Annotated in this window: 22 protein-coding genes; 15 read left to right on the plus strand and 7 right to left on the minus strand. The window is 67.0% G+C overall.

All coding sequences use genetic code 11. The features are described from left to right. The first annotated feature begins 14 nt into the window (after nucleotides 1-14). From hemN to CEJ42_RS05955, 7 genes are all read left to right on the plus strand, one after another. Complete coding sequence (hemN, locus tag CEJ42_RS05925) at nucleotides 15-1,466, plus strand: oxygen-independent coproporphyrinogen III oxidase (protein ID WP_088750349.1); 1,452 nt, start codon at nucleotides 15-17, stop codon at nucleotides 1,464-1,466. 10 nt (nucleotides 1,467-1,476) lie between these two features. Beyond that, on the plus strand, nucleotides 1,477-2,316 hold the full coding sequence (locus tag CEJ42_RS05930; protein WP_088750350.1) for a sulfite exporter TauE/SafE family protein: 840 nt from the start codon (nucleotides 1,477-1,479) through the stop codon (nucleotides 2,314-2,316). Between the two features lies 1 nt (nucleotide 2,317). Then, on the plus strand, nucleotides 2,318-4,819 hold the full coding sequence (locus CEJ42_RS05935) for a heavy metal translocating P-type ATPase (RefSeq protein WP_088750351.1): 2,502 nt from the start codon (nucleotides 2,318-2,320) through the stop codon (nucleotides 4,817-4,819). Beyond that, nucleotides 4,819-5,022: a cbb3-type cytochrome oxidase assembly protein CcoS gene (gene ccoS / locus CEJ42_RS05940; protein WP_088750352.1), complete on the plus strand. Its 204-nt coding sequence runs from the start codon at nucleotides 4,819-4,821 to the stop codon at nucleotides 5,020-5,022. Before CEJ42_RS05935 ends, ccoS begins: the two co-directional genes overlap by 1 nt. A gap of 154 nt (nucleotides 5,023-5,176) precedes the next feature. Further along, the gene (tauA, locus tag CEJ42_RS05945; protein WP_079214227.1) at nucleotides 5,177-6,178 is read left to right on the plus strand and encodes a taurine ABC transporter substrate-binding protein; all 1,002 of its coding nucleotides are present in this window, start codon (nucleotides 5,177-5,179) and stop codon (nucleotides 6,176-6,178) included. A 44-nt stretch (nucleotides 6,179-6,222) separates the two neighbouring features. Further along, nucleotides 6,223-7,005, plus strand: coding sequence for a taurine ABC transporter ATP-binding protein (locus tag CEJ42_RS05950; RefSeq protein ID WP_088750433.1), 783 nt, complete (start codon nucleotides 6,223-6,225; stop codon nucleotides 7,003-7,005). Continuing rightward, on the plus strand, nucleotides 7,002-7,901 hold the full coding sequence (locus CEJ42_RS05955) for an ABC transporter permease subunit (protein ID WP_243397794.1): 900 nt from the start codon (nucleotides 7,002-7,004) through the stop codon (nucleotides 7,899-7,901). Before CEJ42_RS05950 ends, CEJ42_RS05955 begins: the two co-directional genes overlap by 4 nt. Nucleotides 7,902-7,920: 19 nt before the next feature. On the opposite strand, the gene CEJ42_RS05960 is transcribed toward CEJ42_RS05955, so the two are convergent. Next, nucleotides 7,921-8,802, minus strand: coding sequence for a LysR substrate-binding domain-containing protein (locus tag CEJ42_RS05960; RefSeq protein ID WP_079214228.1), 882 nt, complete (start codon nucleotides 8,800-8,802; stop codon nucleotides 7,921-7,923). A 76-nt stretch (nucleotides 8,803-8,878) separates the two neighbouring features. Between CEJ42_RS05960 and CEJ42_RS05965 the strand changes: the two genes are divergently transcribed. After that, nucleotides 8,879-10,030, plus strand: coding sequence for an MFS transporter (locus CEJ42_RS05965; RefSeq protein ID WP_079219011.1), 1,152 nt, complete (start codon nucleotides 8,879-8,881; stop codon nucleotides 10,028-10,030). 117 nt (nucleotides 10,031-10,147) lie between these two features. Then, the gene (locus CEJ42_RS24960; protein ID WP_165774394.1) at nucleotides 10,148-10,312 is read left to right on the plus strand and encodes a hypothetical protein; all 165 of its coding nucleotides are present in this window, start codon (nucleotides 10,148-10,150) and stop codon (nucleotides 10,310-10,312) included. A 27-nt stretch (nucleotides 10,313-10,339) separates the two neighbouring features. Here the strand turns inward: CEJ42_RS24960 and epsC are convergent, their stop codons facing one another. The 3 genes from epsC to CEJ42_RS05980 all read right to left on the minus strand — a co-directional run bounded on the left by epsC (nucleotide 10,340) and on the right by CEJ42_RS05980 (nucleotide 12,441). Continuing rightward, nucleotides 10,340-11,278 (minus strand): serine O-acetyltransferase EpsC, encoded by a 939-nt coding sequence (gene epsC / locus CEJ42_RS05970; protein ID WP_079214229.1) that lies wholly within the window; start codon nucleotides 11,276-11,278, stop codon nucleotides 10,340-10,342. Nucleotides 11,279-11,372: 94 nt separating this feature from the next. Then, nucleotides 11,373-11,615: a DUF4148 domain-containing protein gene (locus CEJ42_RS05975; RefSeq protein ID WP_088750353.1), complete on the minus strand. Its 243-nt coding sequence runs from the start codon at nucleotides 11,613-11,615 to the stop codon at nucleotides 11,373-11,375. Nucleotides 11,616-11,682: 67 nt separating this feature from the next. Continuing rightward, entirely contained in the window at nucleotides 11,683-12,441 is a 759-nt protein-coding gene (locus CEJ42_RS05980; protein WP_079214231.1) for an SDR family oxidoreductase, read from the minus strand. Between the two features lie 274 nt (nucleotides 12,442-12,715). Here CEJ42_RS05980 and CEJ42_RS05985 point away from each other — a divergent pair, with 274 nt between their 5' ends. The 4 genes from CEJ42_RS05985 to CEJ42_RS06000 all read left to right on the plus strand — a co-directional run bounded on the left by CEJ42_RS05985 (nucleotide 12,716) and on the right by CEJ42_RS06000 (nucleotide 15,616). Then, nucleotides 12,716-13,678, plus strand: a complete 963-nt coding sequence (locus tag CEJ42_RS05985; protein ID WP_088750354.1) for a GlxA family transcriptional regulator — start codon at nucleotides 12,716-12,718, stop codon at nucleotides 13,676-13,678. A gap of 490 nt (nucleotides 13,679-14,168) precedes the next feature. After that, a complete protein-coding gene (locus CEJ42_RS05990) occupies nucleotides 14,169-14,669 on the plus strand; it encodes a Csu type fimbrial protein (protein WP_079214233.1) in 501 nt (166 codons plus the stop codon). 241 nt (nucleotides 14,670-14,910) lie between these two features. Beyond that, nucleotides 14,911-15,234: a hypothetical protein gene (locus tag CEJ42_RS05995; RefSeq protein WP_243397795.1), complete on the plus strand. Its 324-nt coding sequence runs from the start codon at nucleotides 14,911-14,913 to the stop codon at nucleotides 15,232-15,234. A 145-nt stretch (nucleotides 15,235-15,379) separates the two neighbouring features. Then, complete coding sequence (locus CEJ42_RS06000; protein ID WP_079214235.1) at nucleotides 15,380-15,616, plus strand: hypothetical protein; 237 nt, start codon at nucleotides 15,380-15,382, stop codon at nucleotides 15,614-15,616. A gap of 30 nt (nucleotides 15,617-15,646) precedes the next feature. Here the strand turns inward: CEJ42_RS06000 and CEJ42_RS06005 are convergent, their stop codons facing one another. After that, on the minus strand, nucleotides 15,647-17,377 hold the full coding sequence (locus tag CEJ42_RS06005) for a chloride channel protein (RefSeq protein ID WP_079214236.1): 1,731 nt from the start codon (nucleotides 17,375-17,377) through the stop codon (nucleotides 15,647-15,649). A 239-nt stretch (nucleotides 17,378-17,616) separates the two neighbouring features. Here CEJ42_RS06005 and CEJ42_RS06010 point away from each other — a divergent pair, with 239 nt between their 5' ends. Continuing rightward, nucleotides 17,617-18,624: a sulfonate ABC transporter substrate-binding protein gene (locus CEJ42_RS06010; RefSeq protein ID WP_088750356.1), complete on the plus strand. Its 1,008-nt coding sequence runs from the start codon at nucleotides 17,617-17,619 to the stop codon at nucleotides 18,622-18,624. A 203-nt stretch (nucleotides 18,625-18,827) separates the two neighbouring features. On the opposite strand, the gene CEJ42_RS06015 is transcribed toward CEJ42_RS06010, so the two are convergent. Beyond that, the gene (locus tag CEJ42_RS06015; RefSeq protein WP_079214238.1) at nucleotides 18,828-20,567 is read right to left on the minus strand and encodes an acid phosphatase; all 1,740 of its coding nucleotides are present in this window, start codon (nucleotides 20,565-20,567) and stop codon (nucleotides 18,828-18,830) included. Nucleotides 20,568-20,998: 431 nt separating this feature from the next. Beyond that, entirely contained in the window at nucleotides 20,999-21,715 is a 717-nt protein-coding gene (locus CEJ42_RS06020; RefSeq protein ID WP_088750357.1) for a Pr6Pr family membrane protein, read from the minus strand. A gap of 1,035 nt (nucleotides 21,716-22,750) precedes the next feature. Here CEJ42_RS06020 and CEJ42_RS06025 point away from each other — a divergent pair. Beyond that, nucleotides 22,751-23,275 carry a bactofilin family protein gene (locus CEJ42_RS06025; protein WP_079214240.1) on the plus strand — a complete coding sequence of 175 codons (525 nt, stop codon included), beginning with the start codon at nucleotides 22,751-22,753 and terminating at the stop codon, nucleotides 23,273-23,275. Nucleotides 23,276-23,492 lie beyond the last annotated feature (217 nt).

Raw genomic sequence — 23,492 nt, forward strand, 5'->3', positions numbered from 1 at the left:
GGCCAGGAGCACACATGCAAGTCGCCCATCCGTCCACCCTGCACAACGCCGCCAGCCTGGCCGGCATGAACAAGGCCGTACTGCGCAAGATGGACCAGCGCGGCCCGCGCTATACCTCCTATCCGACCGCCGACCGCTTCTCGAGCGACTTCGCCGTCACCGACTACCTGCACGCGGTGTCCGACCGCCGCAGCATGAGCGCCTGGCGCGCGCTGTCGCTGTACCTGCACATCCCGTTCTGCGACACCATCTGCTACTACTGCGCTTGCAACAAGATCGTCACCAAGAACCGCGCCAAGGCATCGCTCTACCTGAGCTACCTCAAGCGCGAGATCAGCATGCAGGGCTCGCTGTTCTCCGGCATGAACCAGGTCGAGCAGCTGCACTTCGGCGGCGGCACGCCGACCTACCTGTCCGACGAGCAGATGGGCGACCTGATGGCCCACATCCGCAAGAGCTTCACGCTGGCGCCCGACCATGTCGGCGAATACTCCATCGAGATCGATCCGCGCACGGTGTCGGTGGAGCGCGTGCAGTCGCTGCGCGCGCAGGGCTTCAACCGCATCAGCCTAGGGGTGCAGGACTTCGATCCTGACGTGCAGCGCGCCGTCAATCGCGTGCAGTCCGAGGAGCAGACGCTGGAGATCATCCGCGCCGCGCGCGAGACGGGTTTCCGCTCGGTCAGCATCGACCTGATCTACGGCCTGCCCAGGCAGAACGTGATGTCGATGTCGCGCACGCTGGCCAAGGTGATCGCCGCCAGCCCCGACCGCATCGCGGTCTACAACTATGCGCACATGCCGCAGCTGTTCAAGACGCAGCGCCAGATCAATGAAGAAGACCTGCCCAGCGCCGACAGCAAGCTCGACATGCTGTCGCTGTGCATCCGCCAGCTGACCGCGGCCGGCTACGTCTACATCGGCATGGACCATTTCGCCAAGCCCACCGACGACCTGGCCATCGCCCAGCAGCAGGGGCGCCTGCACCGCAATTTCCAGGGCTACTCCACGCATTCGGAGACCGACCTGGTGGCCTGCGGCGTGTCGGCCATCAGCGCCGTCGGCGGCAGCTACAGCCAGAACGAGAAGACCCTGGACGGCTACTACGCGCGGCTGGAAAACTCGACCCTGCCGATCGCCCGCGGCATTCAGCTGGGCATGGACGACGTGCTGCGGCGCCTGATCATCCAGCGCCTGATGTGCAACTTCGAACTGTCGATCAACTCGCTGGAAATCGCCTATCCCATCGTCTTTCGCGAATACTTCGCCGCCGAGATGGAGAAACTCAAGGCGCTGGAAGAGGACGGCCTGATCAAGATCGAGCCCGAATGGATCACCGTCGAGCCCAAGGGACGTCTGCTGATCCGCAACATCTGCATGGTGTTCGACCGCTATCTGGCCGCAGACCGCGACAAGGCTGCGCGCGACAACAAGGACGCGCCGCAGCGCTACTCGCAGACGGTCTGACGGAGGCGGCATGAACCTGCTGCCTGTCTTCCTGGTGGGGCTCATGGGGAGCGTCCACTGTATCGGCATGTGCGGCGGCATCGTCGGCGCGCTGAGCTCGGCCGCGCCCGCGCGCACCGGCGCTTCTTCCCTCCTGCGTCATGCGCCCGCCGCCGGGCTGGCCGCCGCGGGCCGCGTCATCGTCATCCGCGCCGCATCATCGATGCCGGCGCGCGCCATCGCCGGCGATCTCATCCGTGTGCTGTGCTACAACCTTGGCCGCTTGTCCAGCTATGCCGCCGCCGGCGCGCTGGCCGGCGGCATCGCGGCCGGCCTGCTGCGCGGGGCCGACGTGCTGGGCTGGCTGGCGCCGGCCCAGCGCATCGCCTATGTGTTGGCCAATCTGGTGCTGGTGATGCTGGGGCTCTACCTGACGCAATGGTGGAGCGCACTGGCGCGCGTCGAGCGCGCCGGCCATCGTCTCTGGCAGGTCCTGCGGCCGCTGGCCGCGCGCTTCGTTCCGGTCGATACGCCCGGCAAGGCGCTGGCGTTGGGCGCACTGTGGGGCTGGCTGCCGTGCGGCATGGTGTACGGCGCCTTGCTCAATGCCCTGATGGCCGGCAGCGCCGCCGACGGCGCGCTGACCATGCTGGCCTTCGGCGCGGGCACGTTGCCGGTGCTGCTGGCGGCCGGCCTGTCGGGCGCGCGCCTGCGCGAGCTGGCGGCGCGTCCGGCTTGGCGCCGCGCTGCCGGCATCGTGGTGCTGGGGTTCGGGATCCTGGGTGTGCTGCGCGCCGCCGGGTTCGGCGGGATGGGCATCGCGCACGGCTGGATCGACGTATTGTGCGTAACCCCGGCGCATGGAGGATGAGATGAGCGCGGATGCGATACATGACGACCGCTTGTGCTTTCACTGCGGCCAGCCGGTGCCGGCCGGCGAGCGGCTGAGGCTTGCCATCGGCGGCGCCGAGCGCGAGATGTGCTGCGTCGGCTGCGCCAGCGTGGCGCAACTGATCGTCGACAGCGGCTGCGAGGATTTCTATTTGCGCCGCAGCGCGCCCTCGGCGCGCGTCGATGCCGAACAGCTGCTGCCGCCGGAGCTGGCGCTGGCCGATTTGCCGGCCGGTGGCGAGGGCAACGACGGCAGCCATGGCAGCGAGGACCTGGTGCTGTCGGTGGACGGCCTGCGCTGCTCGGCCTGCGTCTGGCTGATCGAGAAATACCTGGCGCGCCAGCGCGGCGTGCGCTCGGCGGAAATGAACGTGGCCACCGGTCGCCTGCATGTGAAGCGCGATCCGGCGCTGTGCGCGGCCTCGTCCATCCTGCGCGGGTTGCGCGGCCTCGGATATACCGCCTATCCCTTCGATCCGCTGCGCCAGGGCGAGCAGGCGCGGCGCGCCTCGCGCCGCCTGTTTCGCCAGCTTTTCATCGCCGGCCTGTCGATGATGCAGGTGATGATGTACGCCGTGCCCGCGTACATGAGCCCGGACGGCATCGAGCCCGACATGATGTCGCTGATGCGCTGGGCCAGCCTGTTGCTGACCGTGCCGGCGGTGTTCTATTCGGCCTTGCCGTTCTTCTCCGGCGCCTGGGCCGGCCTGCGCGCCCGCGCGCCGGGCATGGACGTGCCGGTGGCCATCGGCATCGGCGCCGCGTTCGCCGCCAGCGCGGTCGCCACCTGGCGCGGCGAGGGCGAGATCTGGTTCGACAGCGTCAGCATGTTCATCTTCCTGCTGCTGGCCAGCCGTTACCTCGAGGCGGCCGCGCGGCGCAAATCGGCGGCGGCGCTGGAGCGCATGCAACAGGCTTTTCCCGCCGGCGTGCTGCTGCTGGCGGCCTATCCGGAAAACCGTGACGCCACCCTGGTCGGCGCCGCGCAGCTCAAGGCCGGCGACGTCATCCTGGCGCGCCCGGGCGACACCATCGCGGCCGACGCGCAGCTGATCGAAGGCAGCGCCGAGCTCGACCTGTCGCTGCTGTCCGGCGAGAGCAGGGCGCAGCAATTCCGGCCGGGACAGGAGGTGCCGGGCGGCGCCGTGAACCTGAGCCAGCCGGTGCTGCTGCGGGTGACGCGCGCCACCGGCGACAGTACGCTGGCCGCGCTCACGCGGCTGGCTGAGCAGGCCGGCTCCGGCAAGCCGGCGCTGGCGCAATGGGCCGACATCGTGGCATCGCGCTTCGTGGTGGCGCTGCTGATGTTGGCGGCGGCCACGTTCCTGGCCTGGCACTTCATTGATCCGGGGCAGGCCTGGCCGACGGCGATCGCGGTGCTGGTGGTGTCCTGCCCGTGCGCGCTGTCGCTGGCCACACCGTCGGCGCTGGCCGCCGCCACCGATCGCCTGCTGCGCGAGGGCACGCTGGTGGTGCGCGGCAACGTGCTGGAAACCCTGCGCCGCGCCGATACCATCGTGTTCGACAAGACCGGCACCCTGACCCAGGGCCGGCCGCGCCTAGCCGGGCTCTGGAGCGCCGGCCCGGGTGACGGACAACAGGCGCTGGCGATCGCCGCGGCGATGGAGCGCGGCAGCCTGCATCCGCTGGCGCGCGCGCTGCTGCAAGAGGCGCAGGCGCGCGGCATCGCCGCGGCCCAGGTCGATTGCCTGCAGTCGGTCACCGGCGCCGGCATGCAGTGCAAGATCGGCGGCAGGCGGCATCGCATCGGCTCGCGCGCCTTCGTCGCCGCGCTGTGCGGCGACGCCTTGCCGGGCGAATGGCCGGGCCGTGCGGTAGCCGGGGCCGGCTCGGTGTATCTGGGCGACGAGCACGGCTGGCTGGCGCGTTTCGACCTGGCCGACGCCTTGCGCGACGACGCCGCCGCCACCGTCGCAGCCTTCCGCGCACTGGGTCTGCGCACGGTGCTGCTGAGCGGCGACCAGCGCGACGTCTGTGAGCAGGCGGCGGCCGCCGTGGGCATCGCCGAGGTGATCGCCGAGTGCTCGCCGCAGCAGAAGCTGGACCATGTGCGCGCGCTGCAGCGCCAGGGCGCGGTGGTGGCCATCGTCGGCGACGGCATCAACGATGCCGCCATGCTGCGCGCCGGAGATGTATCGTTTGCCATGGGTCGCGGCGCGGCGCTGGCGCAGGTCAGCGCGGATGCGGTCGTGATGGGCGACCGGTTGTCATCCATCGCCGACTGCGCGCGCATGGCGGGACGCGCGATGCGCGTGGTGCGGCAGAACCTGGCGTGGGCGGCGGCCTACAACTTCCTGGCGATTCCGGCGGCGGCGTTTGGCCTGCTCACGCCCTGGATGTCGGCGGTGGGCATGTCCCTGAGCTCATTGCTGGTGGTGGGCAATGCCTTGCGCCTGAGCCGGCCGGCAGCGGCAAAGGCCGCCCCGGCGCCGCTGAAACCGGTGTTGGCGGGAGAAGCCTGATGGAAGCGCTCTACCTGCTGATTCCCCTGAGCACCTTGCTGGTGTTCGTGGCCATCTGGGTGTTCTTCCGCGCCAGCGACGGCGGGCAGTTCGACGACCTCGAAGGGCCGGCGCTGAGGATATTGCATGACGACGACAGCGTCGCCGGCGCCAGCGAAGCGCACTCGCACCCGCAGACATCTGCCGGTTTCGATACGCCGTAAGCCACCCCGATCCCGATCCGGATGCCGGCGCTGCGGTGAGCGTTCTGCCTTGCGCCTGCAAACGCAATCGCATAAGCAAACGCGGAAATATTCGTGTCCTGGAAAAACGCGCGTTCCTATACTGGAACGCCCCTATTCCAGAACAAGAAAACCGATGAAAAAACTCCTGAAGACCCTGGCCCTGTCCACCATCCTGCTGGCCGCGGGCAACGCCATGGCGCAAGCGAAGGAAGTCGTGATCGCCTACCAGGACATGGTGGTTCCCTGGCGTTACGCCCAGGACGCCCAGGCGCTGGAGAAGAAGACCGGCTACAAGGTCAGCTTCCGCAAGCTGGCCAGCGGCGCCGACGTCATCCGCGCGCTGGCCTCCGGCTCGGTGCAGATCGGCGAGGCCGGCTCGGCCCCGATCGCCTCCGGCCTGTCGCAAGGGCTGGACATCCAGCTGTTCTGGATCCTCGACAACATCAATGACGCCGAAGCCCTGGTCGCCCGCAACGGCAGCGGCGTCGCCTCGCTGGCCGACCTCAAGGGCAAGCGCCTGGCCGTGCCGTTCGTCTCGACGTCGCACTTCCACACCCTGCTGGCGCTGGAAAACGCCAAGGTCGACCCGCGCGGCGTGAAGATCGTCAACCTGCGTCCGCCGGAGATCGCGGCGGCCTGGGAGCGCGGCGACATCGACGCCACCTTCATCTGGGATCCGGTGCTGGCCAAGGCCAAGAAGAGCGGCACGGTGCTGACGACTTCCGGCAGGATCGCCCGCGAAACCGGCAAGGCCACCTTCGACGGCATCGTCGTCACCAAGGCCTTCGCCAGGGACAATGACGCCTTCCTGACCGACCTGGTCAAGGTGCTGGCCGAGACCGACGACAGCTATCGCAAGAACAAGGCCGCCTGGAACGCCGACTCGGCGCAGGTGAAGGCCGTGGCCAAGTGGTCCGGCGCGGAAGCGGCGGAGGTGCCGGCCAGCCTGGCGTTGTATGAGTTCCCCACGCTGCAGCAACAAGCCTCGGCCGAGTGGCTCGGCGGCGGCGCGGCCAAGTCGCTGGCGGCGACTGCGGCTTTCCTGAAGAGCCAGGGCACCATCCAGAACGTACTGCCGGATTATGCGGCCGGCGTGAATGCGACGTGGGTGAACAAGGCGAAGGCGGGGCAGTGAGCCAAGCCCTTCCATCGCACGCCGGCCAGCCAGCCGGCGGACGCATCCAAGCGCACCGCCTGTCGGTGCGTTTTGCGTCTTCGCGCGCCGACGAGCCGCTGGCGCTGGCGCTGGCCGGCGTGGACCTGTCCATTGCGCCCGGCGAATTCGTGGTGGCGCTGGGGCCGTCGGGTTGCGGCAAGACCACCTTGTTGAATTGCCTGGCCGGCTTCATCGGGCCTTCGCAGGGCGAGGTGCTGCTGGACGGCGAGCCGGTATCCGGGCCCGGTCCGGCGCTGGGCGTGGTGTTCCAGAAGCACGCGCTGATGCCGTGGCTGAACGTGGAAGACAACGTCGCGCTGGGCCTGCGCTTTCGTGGGTTGGCGCGCGCCGAACGGCTGGCGCTGGCGCACGCGAAACTGAAGCTGGTGGGGCTGGAGCGGCAGGCGAAGTCGCCGGTGTACCAGCTCTCCGGCGGCATGCAGCAGCGCGTGGGGATCGCCCGCGCGCTGGCCAACGATCCGCGCGTGCTGCTGATGGACGAGCCCATGGGCGCGCTCGACGCGCTGACGCGCGAGAGCGTGCAGGAGCTGCTGGCACAGGTCTGGGCGCGCACCGGCAAGACCATCTTCTTCATCACCCACAGCGTCGAGGAGGCGCTGTTCCTGGGCAGTCGCGTGATCGTGATGTCGCCGCGACCGGGGCGCATCGAGCATGATTTCGCACTGCCTTTCCTGCGCCGCTATGTGGAGTCGGGCGACGCGCGCGCGGTGAAGTCCGCGCCGGATTTCATCGCCTGGCGCGAGCGGCTGCTGCAACTGGTCCATGGACATGGAGGAGCGGCATGAGCAACACCCCTTCCATGTCATCCGCTTCGGCTGTTGCCTCGGCGCCGCCGGCAACCGCCGCCGGGCATCCGGCGCCGCCCCACGCGTCGTCGCAGCTGCCGCCGGCGCGCGTGCATCCGCGGCCCGGCAGCGGGTCGTCGACCGGCATCGCCGCCGTCACCGTCGCGCTCCTGCTGCTGCTGTGGTGGGGCGCGACCGCCGCCGGCTGGATCGCGCCGTTGTTCCTGCCGCCGCCCAAGGCGGTGTGGCAGGCCGCGGTGCAGGCCTGGGACGGCAATGTGCAGGGCGGCCTGCCGTTGCTGCAGCACATCGGATGGAGCCTGCTGCGCGTGTTCGGCGCTTTTCTGCTGGCGGCGGCGACGGCGGTGCCGGTGGGCCTGCTGATGGGCACCAGCCGCATCGCGCGCGGCATCGCCGATCCCTTGCTGGAGTTCTATCGGCCGCTGCCGCCGCTGGCTTACCTGCCGCTGATCGTGATCTGGTTCGGCATCGACGAGACCGCCAAGCTGCTGCTGATCTGGCTGGCCTGCTTCGCGCCGATCGCGGTCTCCACCCGCGCCGGCGTGGCCGGCGTGCAGGCCGAGCAATTGCACGCGGCGCAGTCGATGGGCGCCACGCGCTGGCAGCTGCTGCGGCACGTGATATTGCCGTCGGCGCTGCCGGACATCCTGACCGGCCTGCGCATCGCCATCGGCTTCGGCTGGACCACGCTGGTGGCGGCCGAGATGGTCGCGGCCACGGCCGGGTTGGGGCAGCTGGTGCTCAATGCGTCGAACTTCCTGCGCACCGACGTGGTGGTGATGGGGATCGTGCTGATCGGCCTGATCGCTTACCTGTTCGACCTCGCGATGCGGCGGTTGGCCGATGCGCTGACGCCGTGGCGCGCGCACCGCTGAGCGCGGCCCGGCGCACCGCTCAGAGCATGCGGTTCTCGCCCAGCCACTTGGCGAACAGCTGCGCCTCGGCGCCGGCCTGCGGGGAGATGCCGAGGTAGTAGGGCGCCAGCGGCTGGCGCAGCTCGGGCAGGGCGTCCACCAGGCGTCCCGAGCGCAGGTCGTTGTCGGCCAGCGAGAGCGGCGACAGCGCCAGGCCCAGGCCGTCCACCGCCGCCTGCAGCACGAAATGCAGGTGGTCGAAATGCAGCGTGGGCTGCACGCGCGAGCGCTTCAGCCCGGCCGCCTTCTTCCAGTCGTCCCAGTCGCTGCGACGGCTGCGCGAGAGCAGCAGGGTGTGTTGCGCGATGGCCTTCACGTCCGGCAGCGGCGTGTTCTTCAACAGCGCCGGCGAAGCCACCAGCAGCAGTTCGTCTTCCAGGAAGCGCTGCACCTTCAGGGTCTCGGGCCAGTTGGTCTCGCCGCGCCGGATCGCGATGTCGAACGGTCCCGGCGCGCGGCCCACGGTGGCGGTGCTGGTCACCACATGCGGCTCGATGCCGGGATAGCGCTCGACAAATCCCGACAGGTGCGGAATCAGCCAGCGCACCGCGAACGAGGGGCGCACGTTGATCGTCACCTGCCGCGTGGGCGCATCTTTCATCACGCGGCGCGCGGCGCCGGCCAGCATGTCCAGCGCCGGACCGGCTTCCTCGAAGAACTGGCGGCCGCGTTCGGTCAGCAGCACCTGGCGGATGCGGCGCTCGAACAGCGGCATGCCGAGATAGTCTTCGAGATTCTTGATCTGGCGGCTGACGGCGCCGTGGGTGACGTTGAGCTCCTGCGCGGCCAGCGTGAAACTCTGGTGGCGCGCGGCCGCGAGGAAGGCGCGGATGGCGTTGAGCGGAAGGGTGTGGTCGGCCATGCGTCAGATTTTATCACGCATGGGCGGAATTAATATCGTTTGTCACGGCCGTCGCTGGCCCCGCATGATGGCGCACATGACCACCCCAGACCTACGCCGCGCGGACCTCGATTCGCGCCACGCCGCGATGTCGCTGTCGGCCGCCTTGCCCTGCGATATCGTGCTCTACCTGCTGCTGCCGATGTACGCGGAGCAGTTCAACGTGACGCTGGCGCAGGCCGGCATCCTGCTGGCTGCCAACCGGCTGGTGCGCATCGCCGGCTATCGCTGGGTGGCGCGTTTCTACTCCGCACGCGGCGACCGGCCGACCTGCTTCTACGCGGTGTGCGCAGCCATCGTCTGCGCGCTGGGCTATACGGTGGCCAGCGGCTTCTGGGCGCTGCTGCCGCTGCGCCTGTTGTGGGGCATGGCTTTCGCCGGCCTCAATCTCTCCACCCAGGCGATGTCGACTGCCAACCCGGTGGGCGCCGCTCGCCGCTCCGGCCGCTCGCGCGGCGTGATCGCCGTCGGGCCGATGCTGTGGCTGCCGCTGGCGGCGCTGCTGGCCGCGCACTACGGCCCGCGTCCGGTGTTCGCGCTGGTGGCGCTGACCGCCGTGCTGGGCCTGCTGGCCGCGCGCCGCCTGCCGCAGCACGCCTATCCGCCGCAACCGGCGCGCCGCTGGAAGATGCCCAATGCGCTGGACTGGTGGTCCTTCCTCGAGGGCCTGACGCTGGACGGGCTATTCATCGTCGGCCTGTCGTACATGAGCAAGCAGAGCTTTTCCGAGCATGCGGAGCTGATCGCCGGCGTGCTGATGGCGCTGCGCTATTTCGGCGAGATCGTGTTGAGTCCGCTGGGCGGCTGGCTGGCCGAGCGTTTCGGCGCGGTGAAGGTGCTGGTGACGCTGTCGCTGGCGACCTGCGTGGCGCTGGTGGGTTTCGGCGGCGGCGCGTTGTGGCTGTTCGCCGGGCTGATCGTGATCCTGCGCGCCTTGCAGCTGCCGCTGCTGCCGCCCATCGTCGCGGCCCGCACGCCGCCGGCCGAGCGCGTGCATGCGCTGGCCGGACGCGCGATCTGGCGCGACATCGGCGCCGGCATGGGGCCGATGCTGGCCGGCCTGCTGCTGCCGGTGATGTCTTCCTTGTGGCTCTACAGCGTGGCCGCCGCCGCGCTGGCCGTCGCCGCGGCGGCATGCGGGCGCGAGCCCGTCCATCCTGCGGCGGCGCAGGCGGCGGTCAAGCAGTAGTGGAGGGAGGTGTAGGGGGCATATGCGCGGGGCGGATATGCATGCGCATATCGCTTCGTTCACGGCGCGGCGGGAGTTGGCTAGGATGGGGCATTGCACATCATCCGTGGAGCCCGCATGAACGATCCCCATCTCTTCCAGGAACTCGGCACGCCGGCGCTGGAGCCGATGCAGCCCACCGAGAAGAAGCTGATCGGCGCCGTCTTCTTCATCGGCCTGGCGCTGCTGGGCGCGCTGTTCTTCCTGCAGCGCTACATCCCGCTGGTGAAACTGGCCGGCTGAGCGCCGGCCTTCTGTCTTTCTTTCCTCTTACAGCTTCTTGCACTCGCTGAGCATTTCGGCTTGCGAGACATTGCTGCCCGGCGGCACGCTGTGCGTGAGCCACACGTTGCCGCCGATGACCGAACCCTGGCCGATGGTGATGCGGCCCAGGACCGTCGCGCCGGCGTAGACCACCACATCGTCCTCGACGATGGGATGGCGCGGAATCCCCTTGACCAGCGAGCCGTCCGGATCGGTCGGGAAGCGCTTGGCGCCCAGCGTCACGGCCTGGTACAGGCGCACGTTGCGACCGATGATGGTGGTCTCGCCGATCACCACGCCGGTGCCGTGGTCGATGAAGAAGCTGGGGCCGATCTGCGCCGCCGGGTGGATGTCGATGCCGGTGGCCGAGTGCGCGATGTCGGCCACCAGCCGCGCCAGCAGCGACGCGCCCAGCTTGTGCAGCGCATGCGCCAGGCGGTGATAGATGATGGCCGTGGTGCCGGGATAGCACAGCAGGATCTCCGAGATGCTGGAGGCCGCCGGGTCGCCGTGGTAGGCGGCCTGGATATCGCTGACCAGCACATCGCGCACGGCCGGCAGCTGGTGCGCGAAGTCGCGCGTGATGACGGCGGCGCGCATGCGCAGCTCTTCCTCGTCCTGCGGCTCGTCGGAGGCGAAGTACAGCCCGCGCCGCACCTGCTCCTTGAGCACGCACAGCGCGGCGTTCAGCTGGCTGCCGACGAAGTAGTCGATGGTCTCGTCGGACAGGTCGGTGTGGCCGTAATGCGTCGGGAACAACGCCGCCTGCAGGTTCTGCAGCAGCTTTTGCATCGCCTCGCGCGAAGGCAGTTCGCGGATCTCGCCGCGATAGCGGATCTTGTTGGTGACTTCACGCGAGGTGCGCAGGCCGGCCACGACGGCGGACAGGCCCAGCCCTGCCGTGTCGGCCAGGGCGCTCAGTTCGGGGGTGTTCGAGGTATCCATGCCGGCATGCTATCAAAAATGCGCGGGCGGCGTCGGCCGGCGCCAAAGTGCATTTAGGCAACTTTCCGGCGACATTCCTTCCTGCTTCTCCTGCTTACTTCGCGGCGTCCTTGGCGGGCACTTGTCGGCCTTCGTTCCAGCTGCGCTCGAAGACCGGGTAGTAATCCGGCTTGTTCAACTGGCCGGCGGCGCGCGCGGCCTGCATCTCGGCGATGACCTCGGCGCGGGTCTTGCCGGCCGGCTGCGTGGCGTCGGTGGCATGGGCGGCCAGCGCGGCCAGGCTCAAGGCGATGGCGACGGCAGCGGCGGCGATATGACGGGTGTTGATGGCGTTCATGATGTGCTCCTTGTCGGGCGTGGCGAAAATGCGCCGGCGCCCGCGGGCCCCGGCGCGGAATCAAAGATCAAAGCGGCAGCGGATCGTCGACCAGCATCTGGTTGAAGCCGTGCACGAAACCGTGCTCATTGGGGCCGGCGTTGTCGCGGAACTGGCGCGCGGCTTCGACCACGACCTCGGGCGCGTCGGAAGCCAGCGCGGCGATGGTCTGTTCGATGAAGGCGTCCAGCGGCATGGCGCGCGGGTCGTCGGTCTTGCCGACCAGGTCGGTGTTGACCCAGGGCGGGGCGATTTCCTGCACCTTCACCGAGGTGTCGCGCAGCATGAAGCGCTGCGACAGCGAGTAGGAGTGCAGCGCCGCCTTGCTGGCCGAGTACACCGCCGACATCGCCAGCGGTGTGAAGGCCAGCACCGAGGTGTTGTTCAGGATCAGTGCGCGCGGCTGCTTCTTCAGGTGCTCGACCAGCGCCGCGGTCATGCGGATCGGGCCGTAGAGGTTGGTGGTGATGATGGACTGCATCACCGCGTCGTCGATGGCGCCGGCGGCGTTGTCGAAGGGCATGATGCCGGCGTTGTTCACCAGCACGTTGAGCGTCGGGAATTCCTTGGCCAGCCATTCGCCCACGGCGCGGATGTCTTCCGGATCGTTGATGTCCAGTTCCACGCTGCGCATGCCGGGATGGGCGGCGGTGATCTCATCGAGCAGCGCCTTGCGGCGGCCGGCGATGATCACGCGGTTGCCCAGCCGGTGGAAGGCTTGCGCCAGGCCGCGGCCGATGCCGGAGGTGCCGCCGGTGATGAAGATGGTGTTGTCGGTCATGTTCATGGTCTGTTCCTTTGCTCAGTGTTGGCTGTCGTGTCCCTGCGCGCCAGCGGCATGCGACGAAGCGCTGCAGCGGTGGCGCCAATGGCGTTCCGGCTCCGCGAAAGGTGTTGCGGTGTGGCCTTGAAACTCATTCTGGGGATGCCGCCTGATATCTGAAATGACCAATTTCCCTCGTTTTGTGCCATCATGTCCGAAAGCCGCTTGCATCCTGCAAGTCAGGCGTGCACAGTGTCTCAATTAGCCAACAACCCTCTGAAAAAGACAGGAGCCTGACATGGCCAAGCACATCGGATTCGTGGTTTTTCCCGGTTTCCAGATCCTCGACCTGGCCGCCATGACGGTGTTCGAGATGGCCAACCTGGAGAGCGCCCGGGCGTACTACCAGACCGAGCTGGTTGCGCTGGAGGGCGGCATGGTGGCGTCTTCCTCAGGCGTGCGGGTGGAGGCGCAGCCGATGGCGCGGCGCCAGTTCGATACGCTGATGGTGGGCGGGGCCCTGAACATTCCCGGCGGCATGCCGGAGTTGACCGAGCAATTGCGCCGGGCAGCCGGACAGGCGCGGCGTACCGCCAGCATCTGCACCGGCGCCTTCCTGCTGGCCGAGGCCGGGCTGCTGGACGGGCGGCGTGCGACCACGCACTGGGCGCACGCGCTGGAGTTGCAGAATCGTCATCCCCTGGTGCAGGTGGACGAGGACAAGATCTACGTCAGCGACGGCGGCGTCTGGACCTCGGCCGGCATGACGGCCTGCATCGACCTGGCGCTGGCGCTGGTGGACGCCGATCTCGGCGCCGAGGTGGCCAAGGCGGTATCGCGCAAGATGGTGGTCTACCACCGGCGCACCGGCGGGCAGTCGCAGTTTTCCACGCTCTCGGAGCTGGAACCGGCTTCGGACCGCATCCGCGACGCGCTGGCCTTCGCCAAGGAAAACCTGCGCGAGCCGCTCACCATCGAGCAACTGGCCGCGCACGTGCACTGGAGCCCGCGCCACTTCAGCCGCGCCTTCCTGCTGCAGACCGGCTATTCGCCCGCCAAGGCGGTGGAGAAGCTGCGCCTTGAGGCGGCCAAGGCGCTGATCGAGGGCGGTCACAGCGGCATCGCCTCGATCGCCGGCGAGACCGGGTTCGGCGACGAGGAGCGCATGCGGCGCGCCTTCCTGCGCGCCTTCGGCCGTCCGCCGCAAGCGATGGTGCGCGAGGTCAGGGCGCGGCAGGATGCGATGGCGGAGCTGGCGTAAGCGCGCGTCACGGGACGGCGCAAGTCGTCTCTGGGGGGAGTCTGAAGTCGGCGGTGCCGGGACCTTGTTCCGGCACCGCTTTTCTTTGGGCGTATGCGGGCGGGGGGCAACGGGCGGGACAGAGCGATTCGCGGCGCCCAGTTCTATCTGAAAAGTGGCGCCGCGCAGTGAATCAGCTCTGGCGAGGACTGTAACCGTGGATGGAAAGTTACGCCAATGCTCTTTGGAAATATCGATATGAGAAAGCGAAAAATAGCCGGAAAGCCTTGCTGCATATGGGCTTGAGCCGAAATTGGACGGAATTTGATACTTACGCTTGTTGTTGCATTTAAGCGTAACTAGGGAATTTCCTGACGACTTATGGACGATGTCTCAGGAAGCTCCCGATACTTGGCGCAACGGCAAAAAACTAAAGTACACCCATACCCGCTGCACACAGAAGTTCTCGCACAGGGCGAGGGCAGTGGCAGGGATCCACAGGAGAAAGAACATGTTTTTTGCCAAGAAAAATCGCTTCGTCTGCGCTTCCATCGCCGCCGTCGTCCTGGCTTCCAGCGCTCCCGCATCCTTCGCCGCGACCGCCACCAGCTCGCTGACCATCAGCGCATCGGTGGTTGCAGCCTGCACGGTGGTCGGCTCGGCCATCGCCTTCGGCGCCTACACGCAAACAGTGGTGAACCAGAGTGGCAGCATCACCGTGCTGTGCACCAACGGCACCACCTACAACGTCGGTCTTGACGCCGGCACCGGCAGCGGCTCCAGCGTGACCACCCGCAAGATGAGCGCCACCGGCGGCGGCACCCTGAACTACGCGCTGTACCGCGATTCGGGCCGCACCAACAACTGGGGTTCGACCATCGGCACCGACACCCAGGCCGGCACCGGCACCGGTCTGCTGCAAACGCTGACCGTGTACGGCCAGATCCCGGCTTCGCAAACTCCGCTGGCCGGCGCCTACTCGGACACCGTGACCGTCACGCTGACCTACTGATTGAATGAGTGAACGGCGGCCACGGCCGCCGGCAGTAAATCCCGAAGGGGTTCGGGATGCAAGACTGTAGTTGGGGGTTTTTTCCCGGAGGGGGGATGCGGCGCATTTCGTTAAGAGGTGCGCCGCTTTTTTTCGTGGCTACGCACGGGAATGATTCGCGGCGCTCGCGGTCTGAACGGAGGATTTGCCTCTCATCCGCGGCTACTTGCCATCCGAGAATTATTCCAACACCGGAGGAAGCGTGATTACCCGAATCGTCCTGCCCATCCTGTTCGCCAGCCTCGTGCCGCTCTTGCCGGCCATGGCCCAGACTCCCGCCAATCCGCCGCCTACGCCGGTGGCCAGCGACCTCACGCGGACCTGTACCGCCGCCGGCGGCTGCGTGCTCGCCTGCATGAACCAGCAGGGACAATCGATCCTGACCGAGCAGGCGGCGCGCGCGGTGCGCATCATTTCGCTGAGCAACGGCAATACCGAGTTCAGGATGGACAACGGCACCGCCGGCGTAAACGTGGTGCTGGTGTCCAAGGACAACCTGGTATGCCGCCTGACGGGCGGAACCTGAACCCGGGCCGCTGACGTCCTGACAAGCTTTTGGGCGGTTTTGATGTCGGCCTGGCAAGTCCCGCCGATTTATCTTGCGCGGCACCGCCTTTTGCCGCTTCCGCGGGTTTTTCGCGCCGTATAATGCCTGGTCGCGAAAGTTGCCCATGGAAAACAAGAAAATACATTCGCTTACCTACGCAGCGCAGTATCGAAACTTCGATATCAGCATCGTGGGCCTACAGATGGCCGACGGCTGGCGCTTGTCCGTGCAGATCAACAAATGGGGCCGCCCGCCGATGGCGCTGTGGCGCGACCGCGACAATCTCTATCCCGACTTCAATTGCGTACGCACCGCAGGCCTGCTCTGGTCCAAGGACTTCATCGACGGCAGCATGCATTGAGCATGCGCGGCGCGCGCGGGTGAACGGCGCCTACCATCCCAGGAGCCGTTCGCGCACCGACTCTTCTTCCGCATGCGCGGCGCTGGCGCGGGCCAGGTCCGACAGCGAAAGCATGCCGACCAGCTTCATGTGATGACGGTCCGCCACCACCGGCAGGCGTGCGCTGCGCAGCTGCGCCATCAGCCCGGCCGCGGCGCGCGCGTTCATCTGCGGCAGCGCGATGGCCGGCGCGGCCTCGCCGGCATCGGCCAGCAGCGCGCCGCAAGCTTGCGCGGGATCGGCCTGCTCCAGCTTGCGCAATGACAGCATGCCGGCCAGCCGGCCATGCGCGAGCACCGGGTAATAGCGATGGACATGGCCGGCCGCGCGGCAGGCCGCCAGCGCCTCGCCGGCGCCGAGCGCGGCATCGAGGGCGTGCGGCGCGGGCGTCATCAGGTCTTCCACATGCAGGCGCTCGAGCGGGTCGACGCCGTACTCGCGATGCACGTGCAGGCCGCGGCGCGCGATCTTCTCGGTCATGATGGAGCGCTTCATCAGCAGCACGTTGACCCCGTGCGCGATGGCGACGGTCGCCGTCAGCGGCAGCAGCGCCTCGCCCGCATGGGTCAGGCCGAAGGCGAACACGATCGCCGTCAGCGGCGCGCCCAGCACGCTGCCCAGTACGCCGGCCATGCACACCAGCGCCCACAGTTCGGGCGAGGCGCCCGGCAGCAGCGGCGACAGGACCAGCCCCAACCCCGCCCCCATCATCAGCAGCGGCGCCAGTACGCCGCCGGAGGTGCCCGAGCCCAGCGCCGCCAGCCAGATCACCGCTTTCACCGCCAGCAGCGCCAGCGCCGCCGACAGCGCGAAGTGATGGTGCAGCAGGTCGCCGATGACGTCATAGCCGACGCCCAGCGCGCGCGGTTGCAGCAAGCCGCCGAGGCCGACCACCACGCCGCCGATGGCGGGCCACCACATCCAATGCAGCGGCAGCCGGTGGAACCAGTCTTCCACGCGATACAGCGCCAGCGTCAGCACCGCGGCCAGCGCGCCGCTGGCCAGTCCCGCCGCCAGGCAGGAGAGCAGGGCGGTCGTGCCGGGCGCGGCGACCTGCAGCGCAAACAGCGGACCGGCGTCGATGGCCAGCGGCCGCAGGAACCCGGCCACCGCGCAGGCCAGCGCCACCGGCAGCAGGCTGCGCGGCTTGAGTTCGAACAACAGCAGCTCCACCGCCAGCAGCACCGCCGCCACCGGCGTGCCGAACACCGCCGTCATGCCGGCGCATGCGCCGGCCACCAGCAGCGTCTTGCGCTCGGCGGCGGTCAGGTGCAGGCACTGCGCGATCAGCGAACCGACCGAGCCGCCGGTCATGATGATCGGCCCCTCGGCGCCGAACGGCCCGCCGCTGCCGATCACGATGCCCGACGACAGCGGCTTGAGCACCGCCACCCTGGGCGACATGCGGCTCTTGCCGAACAGGATGGCTTCGATCGCTTCGGGAATGCCGTGGCCGCGGATCTTGTCGCTGCCATAGCGTGCCATCAGGCCGACCACGAGGCCGCCGGCGACCGGCAGCAGCGCGGCGATCCAGCCCAGCGTGTGGGTCGCGGGCGAGACCGCTTCGACCGACAGGCGCTGGAAGTAGAACAGGTTGGTGAACAGCGCGATCAGTTTGAGCAGCACCCACGCCGCGCCGGTGGCGAGCGCCCCGATAAGCAGCGCCATGGCGGCGAGAAAGGGCAATCGGCCGTCGGCCGTATAGTCGCGTTTGTGTTTCATCTTGGCTCGGGATCGGCGGCTCTGCTTGCTTGAATGAAGGAGAGATTGGCCTGCGTAAAGGGAAAGAGGGTAAATATATCATAACGTGATATAAATTGAGATTGCCCGGAATCGACTGTTGCGGTTTGCCGCCCGGGGCTTATCCGCTTTCCGTCTAAGCAGCGGTGGAAGTATTCGTTCGCATTTGCCGTCGTGCTGGATACGCTCGGATTTTTTCCATCGTCATTCACGGAGCGGGCATGCCACAGGCCGACAACAAGAGAAACCAAGCCATCCACCACGTTGAAAAGAGCAGCAGGCGCCGCCGCCTGGTGGCCGGCGGCATCGGCCTGGGCATTGCCGGCTTGGCCGGCGCGTTTGCCCCCAGGCTGGCGCGCGCCGCCACGCGCGAGCTGCGCGTGGGGTACCAGAAGGGCGCGCTGAGCATCATCCGCGCGCGCGGCGTGCTGGAGCAGCGGCTGGCGCCCCTGGGCGCATCGGTGAAGTGGGTCGAATTCACCGCCGGCCCGGTGCAGCTGGAGGCGCTGGGCGCGGGATCGATCGACTTCGGCGATGTGGGCGAGGCGCCGCCCATCTTTTCGCAGGCCGCGGGCACGCCGCTGGTCTACGTGGCGGCCACGGTGCCGCGGCCTTATGTGGAGGCGGTGCTGGTGCCGAAGGATTCGGCGCTGAACAAGCCGGCCGACCTGAAGGGCAAGCGCATCGCCCTTAACAAGGGATCGAACGTGCATTACTTCCTGGTCCGGCTGCTGGAAAAACACGGCTTGAAGTACGGCGACGTCACCCCGGTCTGGCTGGCGCCGGCCGACGCGCGCGCCGCCTTCGAGCGTGGCGCGGTGGATGCGTGGGCGATCTGGGAGCCCTATCTGGCGGCGGCCCAGCAGAGCTTGCAGGCGCGCATCCTGGCCGACGCCGACGGCGTGGTGAAGAATCGCGCCTATTATTTTTCGTCGCGCGACTTCGCCCGAAACAATGCCGACCTGATCAGGATCGCGCTGGAAGAGCTCGGCAAGATCGACGAGTGGGCCAAGGCCAGGCCGTCGGACTACGCCGGCGAGCTGGCCACGATACTGGGCCTGCCGAAAAGCGTGCTGGAGGTCGCCGTGGGCCGCTACAACTTCGGTACCGTGCCGATCACGCACGCCATCCTCGACGAGCAGCAGCAGATTGCCGACGCCTTCCTCGAACTGAAGCTGTTGCCGAAGAAGATCAGCCTGAAGGAGACGGCGCCGCCCTGGCTGGCATAAGCGCGGCGGGGCTTGTCGCGGCTTTCAGGATGTTTCGATGTCAGCGCAACGACGCCGGGTCCTGACTTTCGTCAGGACGACAGGGAGAGCAAACTCTGTTCTCCTGCGCGCGGCAACACGCACAGCATTGACGCCAAAACAAAAACGCCGCCGCGATCAACTCGCGGCGGCGTTTTCATTCAGGCTCCTGTAACGCAGAGGCCTCAGGCCTTGAACTGCAGCGCGTTGGTCAGGTCGCCCATCGGCTTTTGCCCGCGGGCGACCATGGCGTCGTCACGCGACTTGATGCCGTCCAGCTTCTCCAGCCCGAAGGTGCGGGTGATCAGGCGCAGGATGGAGGCGGTGTCGTACACCGTGTGGTCCACCGTGCCCTTGCGCGCGAACGGCGAGACCACGACGGCGGGAATGCGCGTGCCCGGACCCCAGCGGTCGCCCTTGGGCGGCGCCACGTGGTCCCACCAGCCGCCGTTTTCATCGACGGTGATGATGACGACCATGTTCTTCCACTGCGGGCTGGATTGCAGGCTCTTGACGATGTGGCCGATGTGGCGGTCGCCCGAGGTGACGTCGGCGTAGCCGGCGTGCATGTTGAGGTTGCCCTGCGGCTTGTAGAAGGTCACCGCCGGCAGGCGGCCGGCCTCGGCGTCGGCCAGGAAGCGGTTGGTGCGCGCTTCGTCGCCCAGGCCGCCGTCGCGCAGGCGCTTGTTGCGCTCGGACGGATTTTCCGGACCCAGGCTCTTGAAGTAGTTGAACGGCTGGTGGTGGTACTGGAAGTTGGGGATCTTGGGGATGCCCTTGGAGTCCTTGAACTCGTCCAGCGTGGCTTGCCAGGCGCCGGCGTACCAGGCCCATTCGACGCCCTTCTTGTTGAGCTTGTCGCCGATGTGTTCGTGGGTCTGCGGCACCAGCACGCTGGGCTGGTTGGGTTCGGAGTAGGCCGGGTTGTTCTTGTCGCGGGCCCAGGTCGGCCAGTACGGCGGGGCCATGGTATTGACCGCATAGCCGTCCGGCGTGAGCGCGCTGGGGCCGAACTTGGGCGCGCCCTGCATGGCGCTGGCCGGGCTGTTTTCGGCCGGCACCAGTTCCGGCGACAGCGGGTCGTTGTTCACGGTCTTGGCCACCTGGGTGCGCGAGACCGAGCTCATCACGTTGGGGTAATAGCCCGGCGTGGCGGCGATCAGATAATGGTGGTTCATGAACGAACCGCCGAAGGCACCCTGGAAGAAGTTGTCGCACAGGACGTACTCGTGGGCCAGGTCCCACAGGCGCAGGTTGTACTTCGTGTCCGAGTAGTAGCCCATCACCAGGCCGCCGGAGTCGGCCCAGGCGACGAACTTGTCGTTCTTGCCGCCGTTGATCTGCATCTGGTTCTGGTAGAACACGTGCCACAGGTCGCGGGTGACCAGGCCCAGCGGCAGGGCTTCGCCTTGCGGGCCCTTGAGCGCGAACGGCGCGTTGGGCAGGTTGGTCTGGTATTGCTTGCCGGCCTCGTAGGTGACGCCTTCGATGATCTGCTCCTGGCCGACCACGCCGCTCCAGGTCGGCGGCAACTGCTTGAGCAGGCTGCCGTCGCGGTCGCGCTGCTGGTACTGCTCGGGCGCGAGCTTGGCCAGGGGCTTCTCGAGTCCCGGGAAATCGGCGAACAGGTTGTTGAAGCTGCGGTTTTCCGCATAGATGACCACGATGGTCTTGACGTTGTCGCGCAGCGCGCGGTCCAGCGCCGCCGCGTCGGCCGGGTCGCCGAGCGGATACTGCACGCTGCCCTGGCCGTCGGTGGCGCAGGCGGTCAGCGTGCCGCCGGCGCCCAGCGCGGCGACGCCGCCCATGCTGCCGAGGAAGCGGCGGCGGCTGTTGCTTTGCGGCGCCGTGGCCGGGCTGGCGTCCTGTTCATTTGACGCAGGTGCGGGCTTGCCGCCACCGGCGGATTCGTCGTGGATGCTCATGGATGTTTCCTGTCGGATATTGTTGTGGGTGAAAGGCGCGGAACTGCTGGAGGATAGCGCCGCCGTATGACAAGAATGTGTCTTTTATCACGAAGGCGGGGGCGCGAAAAGCGCGCGCCGGCGGCGAAAAAGAATGTAAAGCATTCGCGTTTGACACAATTTTGACGCCGGCGCCGGGTAAAATCCCGCGACTTGCATAGGCATCGAAGGCCGCCGAAACAGGTGAGACCGTGCGGCTGAGGGGCCCGCGGCGCTTGCCGAAGAGGCCCGCTACCGATGGCAAGCATCGATTGTCAGGAAATCCATGCTGCTCAAGACTTTTCAATATACGATCATCGCCGCCGGTTTCGGCATCTGCATGTTGTTCATGCTGCTGCTGGCCGTGACCGAACCGCTCGCCTGATACCGGGGGATCGGGCGCGTCTTCCTCGTCATCTGCGCAGGAAGGCCGGTTTGCCGGAATGATTGACCACCACGAACAAGGCCATCAACGCCAGGAAACCTGCGAACAGCAGGCTGGAGTTGAGGATCACGCGCGGGTATCCCAGCGAGTTCACATCGATGAACGGATAGGGATAGAAGCCCGACAGCGCCCCGCGCCACAGCGTGATGAACAGGTAGCCCAACGGGTACGCCAGCCATAGCAGCGACTTCCTCACCGAGTGCAGGAACACCGGCACGAAAAATATCCAGTACACCATGGCCAGCAGCGGCACCACCGTGTGCAGGCTCTCATTGACCAGCGAACGAAAGCCCGTGGGCGCCCATAGCTGGCGCAGCAGCAGGTTGTAGGCGATGCCCACGAAGGCCAGGTAGGCCACCACGGCCGAGATGACCGAGGGCTGGCGGAAGAAGCGGCTGATGGGCGTCTTCAGCGACAGCGCCAGCGAAGTGAAGCACAGCGCCCCCATCAGGATGGTCAGGTTGGTGAGGTACATGGAGAGCCGGTCAAGCCCGGCCAGTACCCCGCCGCCGCGCGCCAGCAGGCGATTGACGGTGATGTCGGTCTGGGCGACGAAGGCGAACCAGCTGATCATTGCGATCAGCGCGGCCAGTACGCGCGAGGCGTTGGAGCCGCGCTGCGCGGGAAAGATGTTGGAGCCGAAGGAATCCAGCGATTCCGGCGAAGGGATCTGGTCGTTGCTCATGGCGTATTCAGGAGTAGGTGGCGGCCCGGCCGACAGTTCTTCGGCGGGCAGCGCGTCACGGCAGGGCGCCGTTGCGGCCTGACTGCATGATAAATCGGTTCGCGCGCAGGCGCTGCCGCGATGACATTCATTTTCACCGCTTACATCGCGTCACAAGTCGGGGCGTGAACCGGGGGGATGAAATGACGCATGAATTGAGGCATGCACCGACGCATCTACCGGCGCATGAGCGGGCGCTCGTCTTCACGCGCACGACCTCGCCCGCGCAAGGTCATCCGGCGCACATCGTCGCGATCATCGCCATCGCCGATCGCGGGCCCGACGCATGTTCTCGATCGCATGCGGCCCGCAGAAAACGCAGAGTGGAAATGCATCCAAAAGAATGCATCGCAATCGTCTGACGAAAATCGGCTGTGCGTCTGCGAAGCACAGCCCGTGCGCTTCTCCGGCCAGCGCATGTCGCCTGCAGGCGACGCGTTCGCTACGTCAACTGTTACATCTTTTTTAGTTACAAGGCCTGCGGAAATATAAATAATTTGTGCTGCGGTTCATGCACGAATTCATCGTGCGATCCTGGTTGCGGACACCTTCGTGAAGCATCGTCCTTCACTCCATTTCATCCCGTTCGTTCATCGCGAAACATCAGCGAGGAGACTGCGCGCGAAGACGATGCGAAGCGCGTGAAATTGCATTTTCGCTGTTACAAAATTCTCGTGAACTTTCGAATAGGTGTCCTGCCGAATCGCACAGGTTTCTTGCCTGGCAAGCTTTTCCGGCGCATTGCCGGCGCCGGGAAGATCAGGGTCTGTTCACATTGGATATGCAGGATTTTTTTGCCCGCGCATCGCAGATCCAATGTGAGCAGACCCTGAAAACCTGTCGACGCGCGACGCGCATCTGAATAGTCGGACCCGCCCAGAAGGTCCTTCGAATTTGCACGGCACCTTGTCCGCTGCCTGTTTGATTCATATGCGCACCGCCTTGTTTTTTCGTGCTTCCCGTTTTGCACGCCCCCTATCAATTTCAGGAGATCACATGCTTCGCTCAGAATCCCTCTTCGGCAAACGTGAAACCAGTTCGACCAATTCCCCCTTCAGCGCAAACAATGGCGTTTCTCAATCCACCGGCGGAGGCAGCGTGACCAGCGTGCAAAAACCCACCCAGTATCCTTCCTCGGTGCCGACCACGGCGCCGGCGGCCGGCGAAGAGACCGGCAGCAAGCTCACCGTCGGCCCCAACATCAAGGTCAAGGGCGAGATCGAAGACTGCGACACCCTGGTGGTCGAAGGCAAGGTCCAGGCCACCATCAACTGCCGCGTGGTGCAGATCGCCGAACGCGGCGCCTTCAAGGGATCGGCCGAGATCGACCTGGCCGAGATCCGCGGCGAGTTCGACGGCGACCTCACCGTGCGCCAGAAGCTGGTGATCTATTCCAGCGGCAAGGTGACCGGCAAGATCCGCTACGGCAAGCTGGTGATCGAAGAGGGCGGCCAGCTCTCGGGCGACCTGCAGGTCGGCGGCGGCCACGAACAGAAGGAACTGCTGCACAAGACCGCCTGAGGCAAGGGGCAGGGCGCGGCCGCACCGGACTGTGCGGCCGGGCTCGCCCGGCAGGACGACGGCAAGTGTGTGCGGCCTAGGGCCGCGCGGGTTGCCATTGCCTGCAATATTGCTTGAATGAAATGTGTGGCCGGATTGGCATGCAAAGGCGTGCCAACGGCGCCCAATCGCCCTGAAAAAGCGGGCCGGGTTTGTCCGCATGGCTCTGCCGTGCGAC

Origin of the sequence: Herbaspirillum robiniae, assembly GCF_002213415.1 — a bacterium.
Lineage (GTDB): Bacteria > Pseudomonadota > Gammaproteobacteria > Burkholderiales > Burkholderiaceae_D > Herbaspirillum > Herbaspirillum robiniae.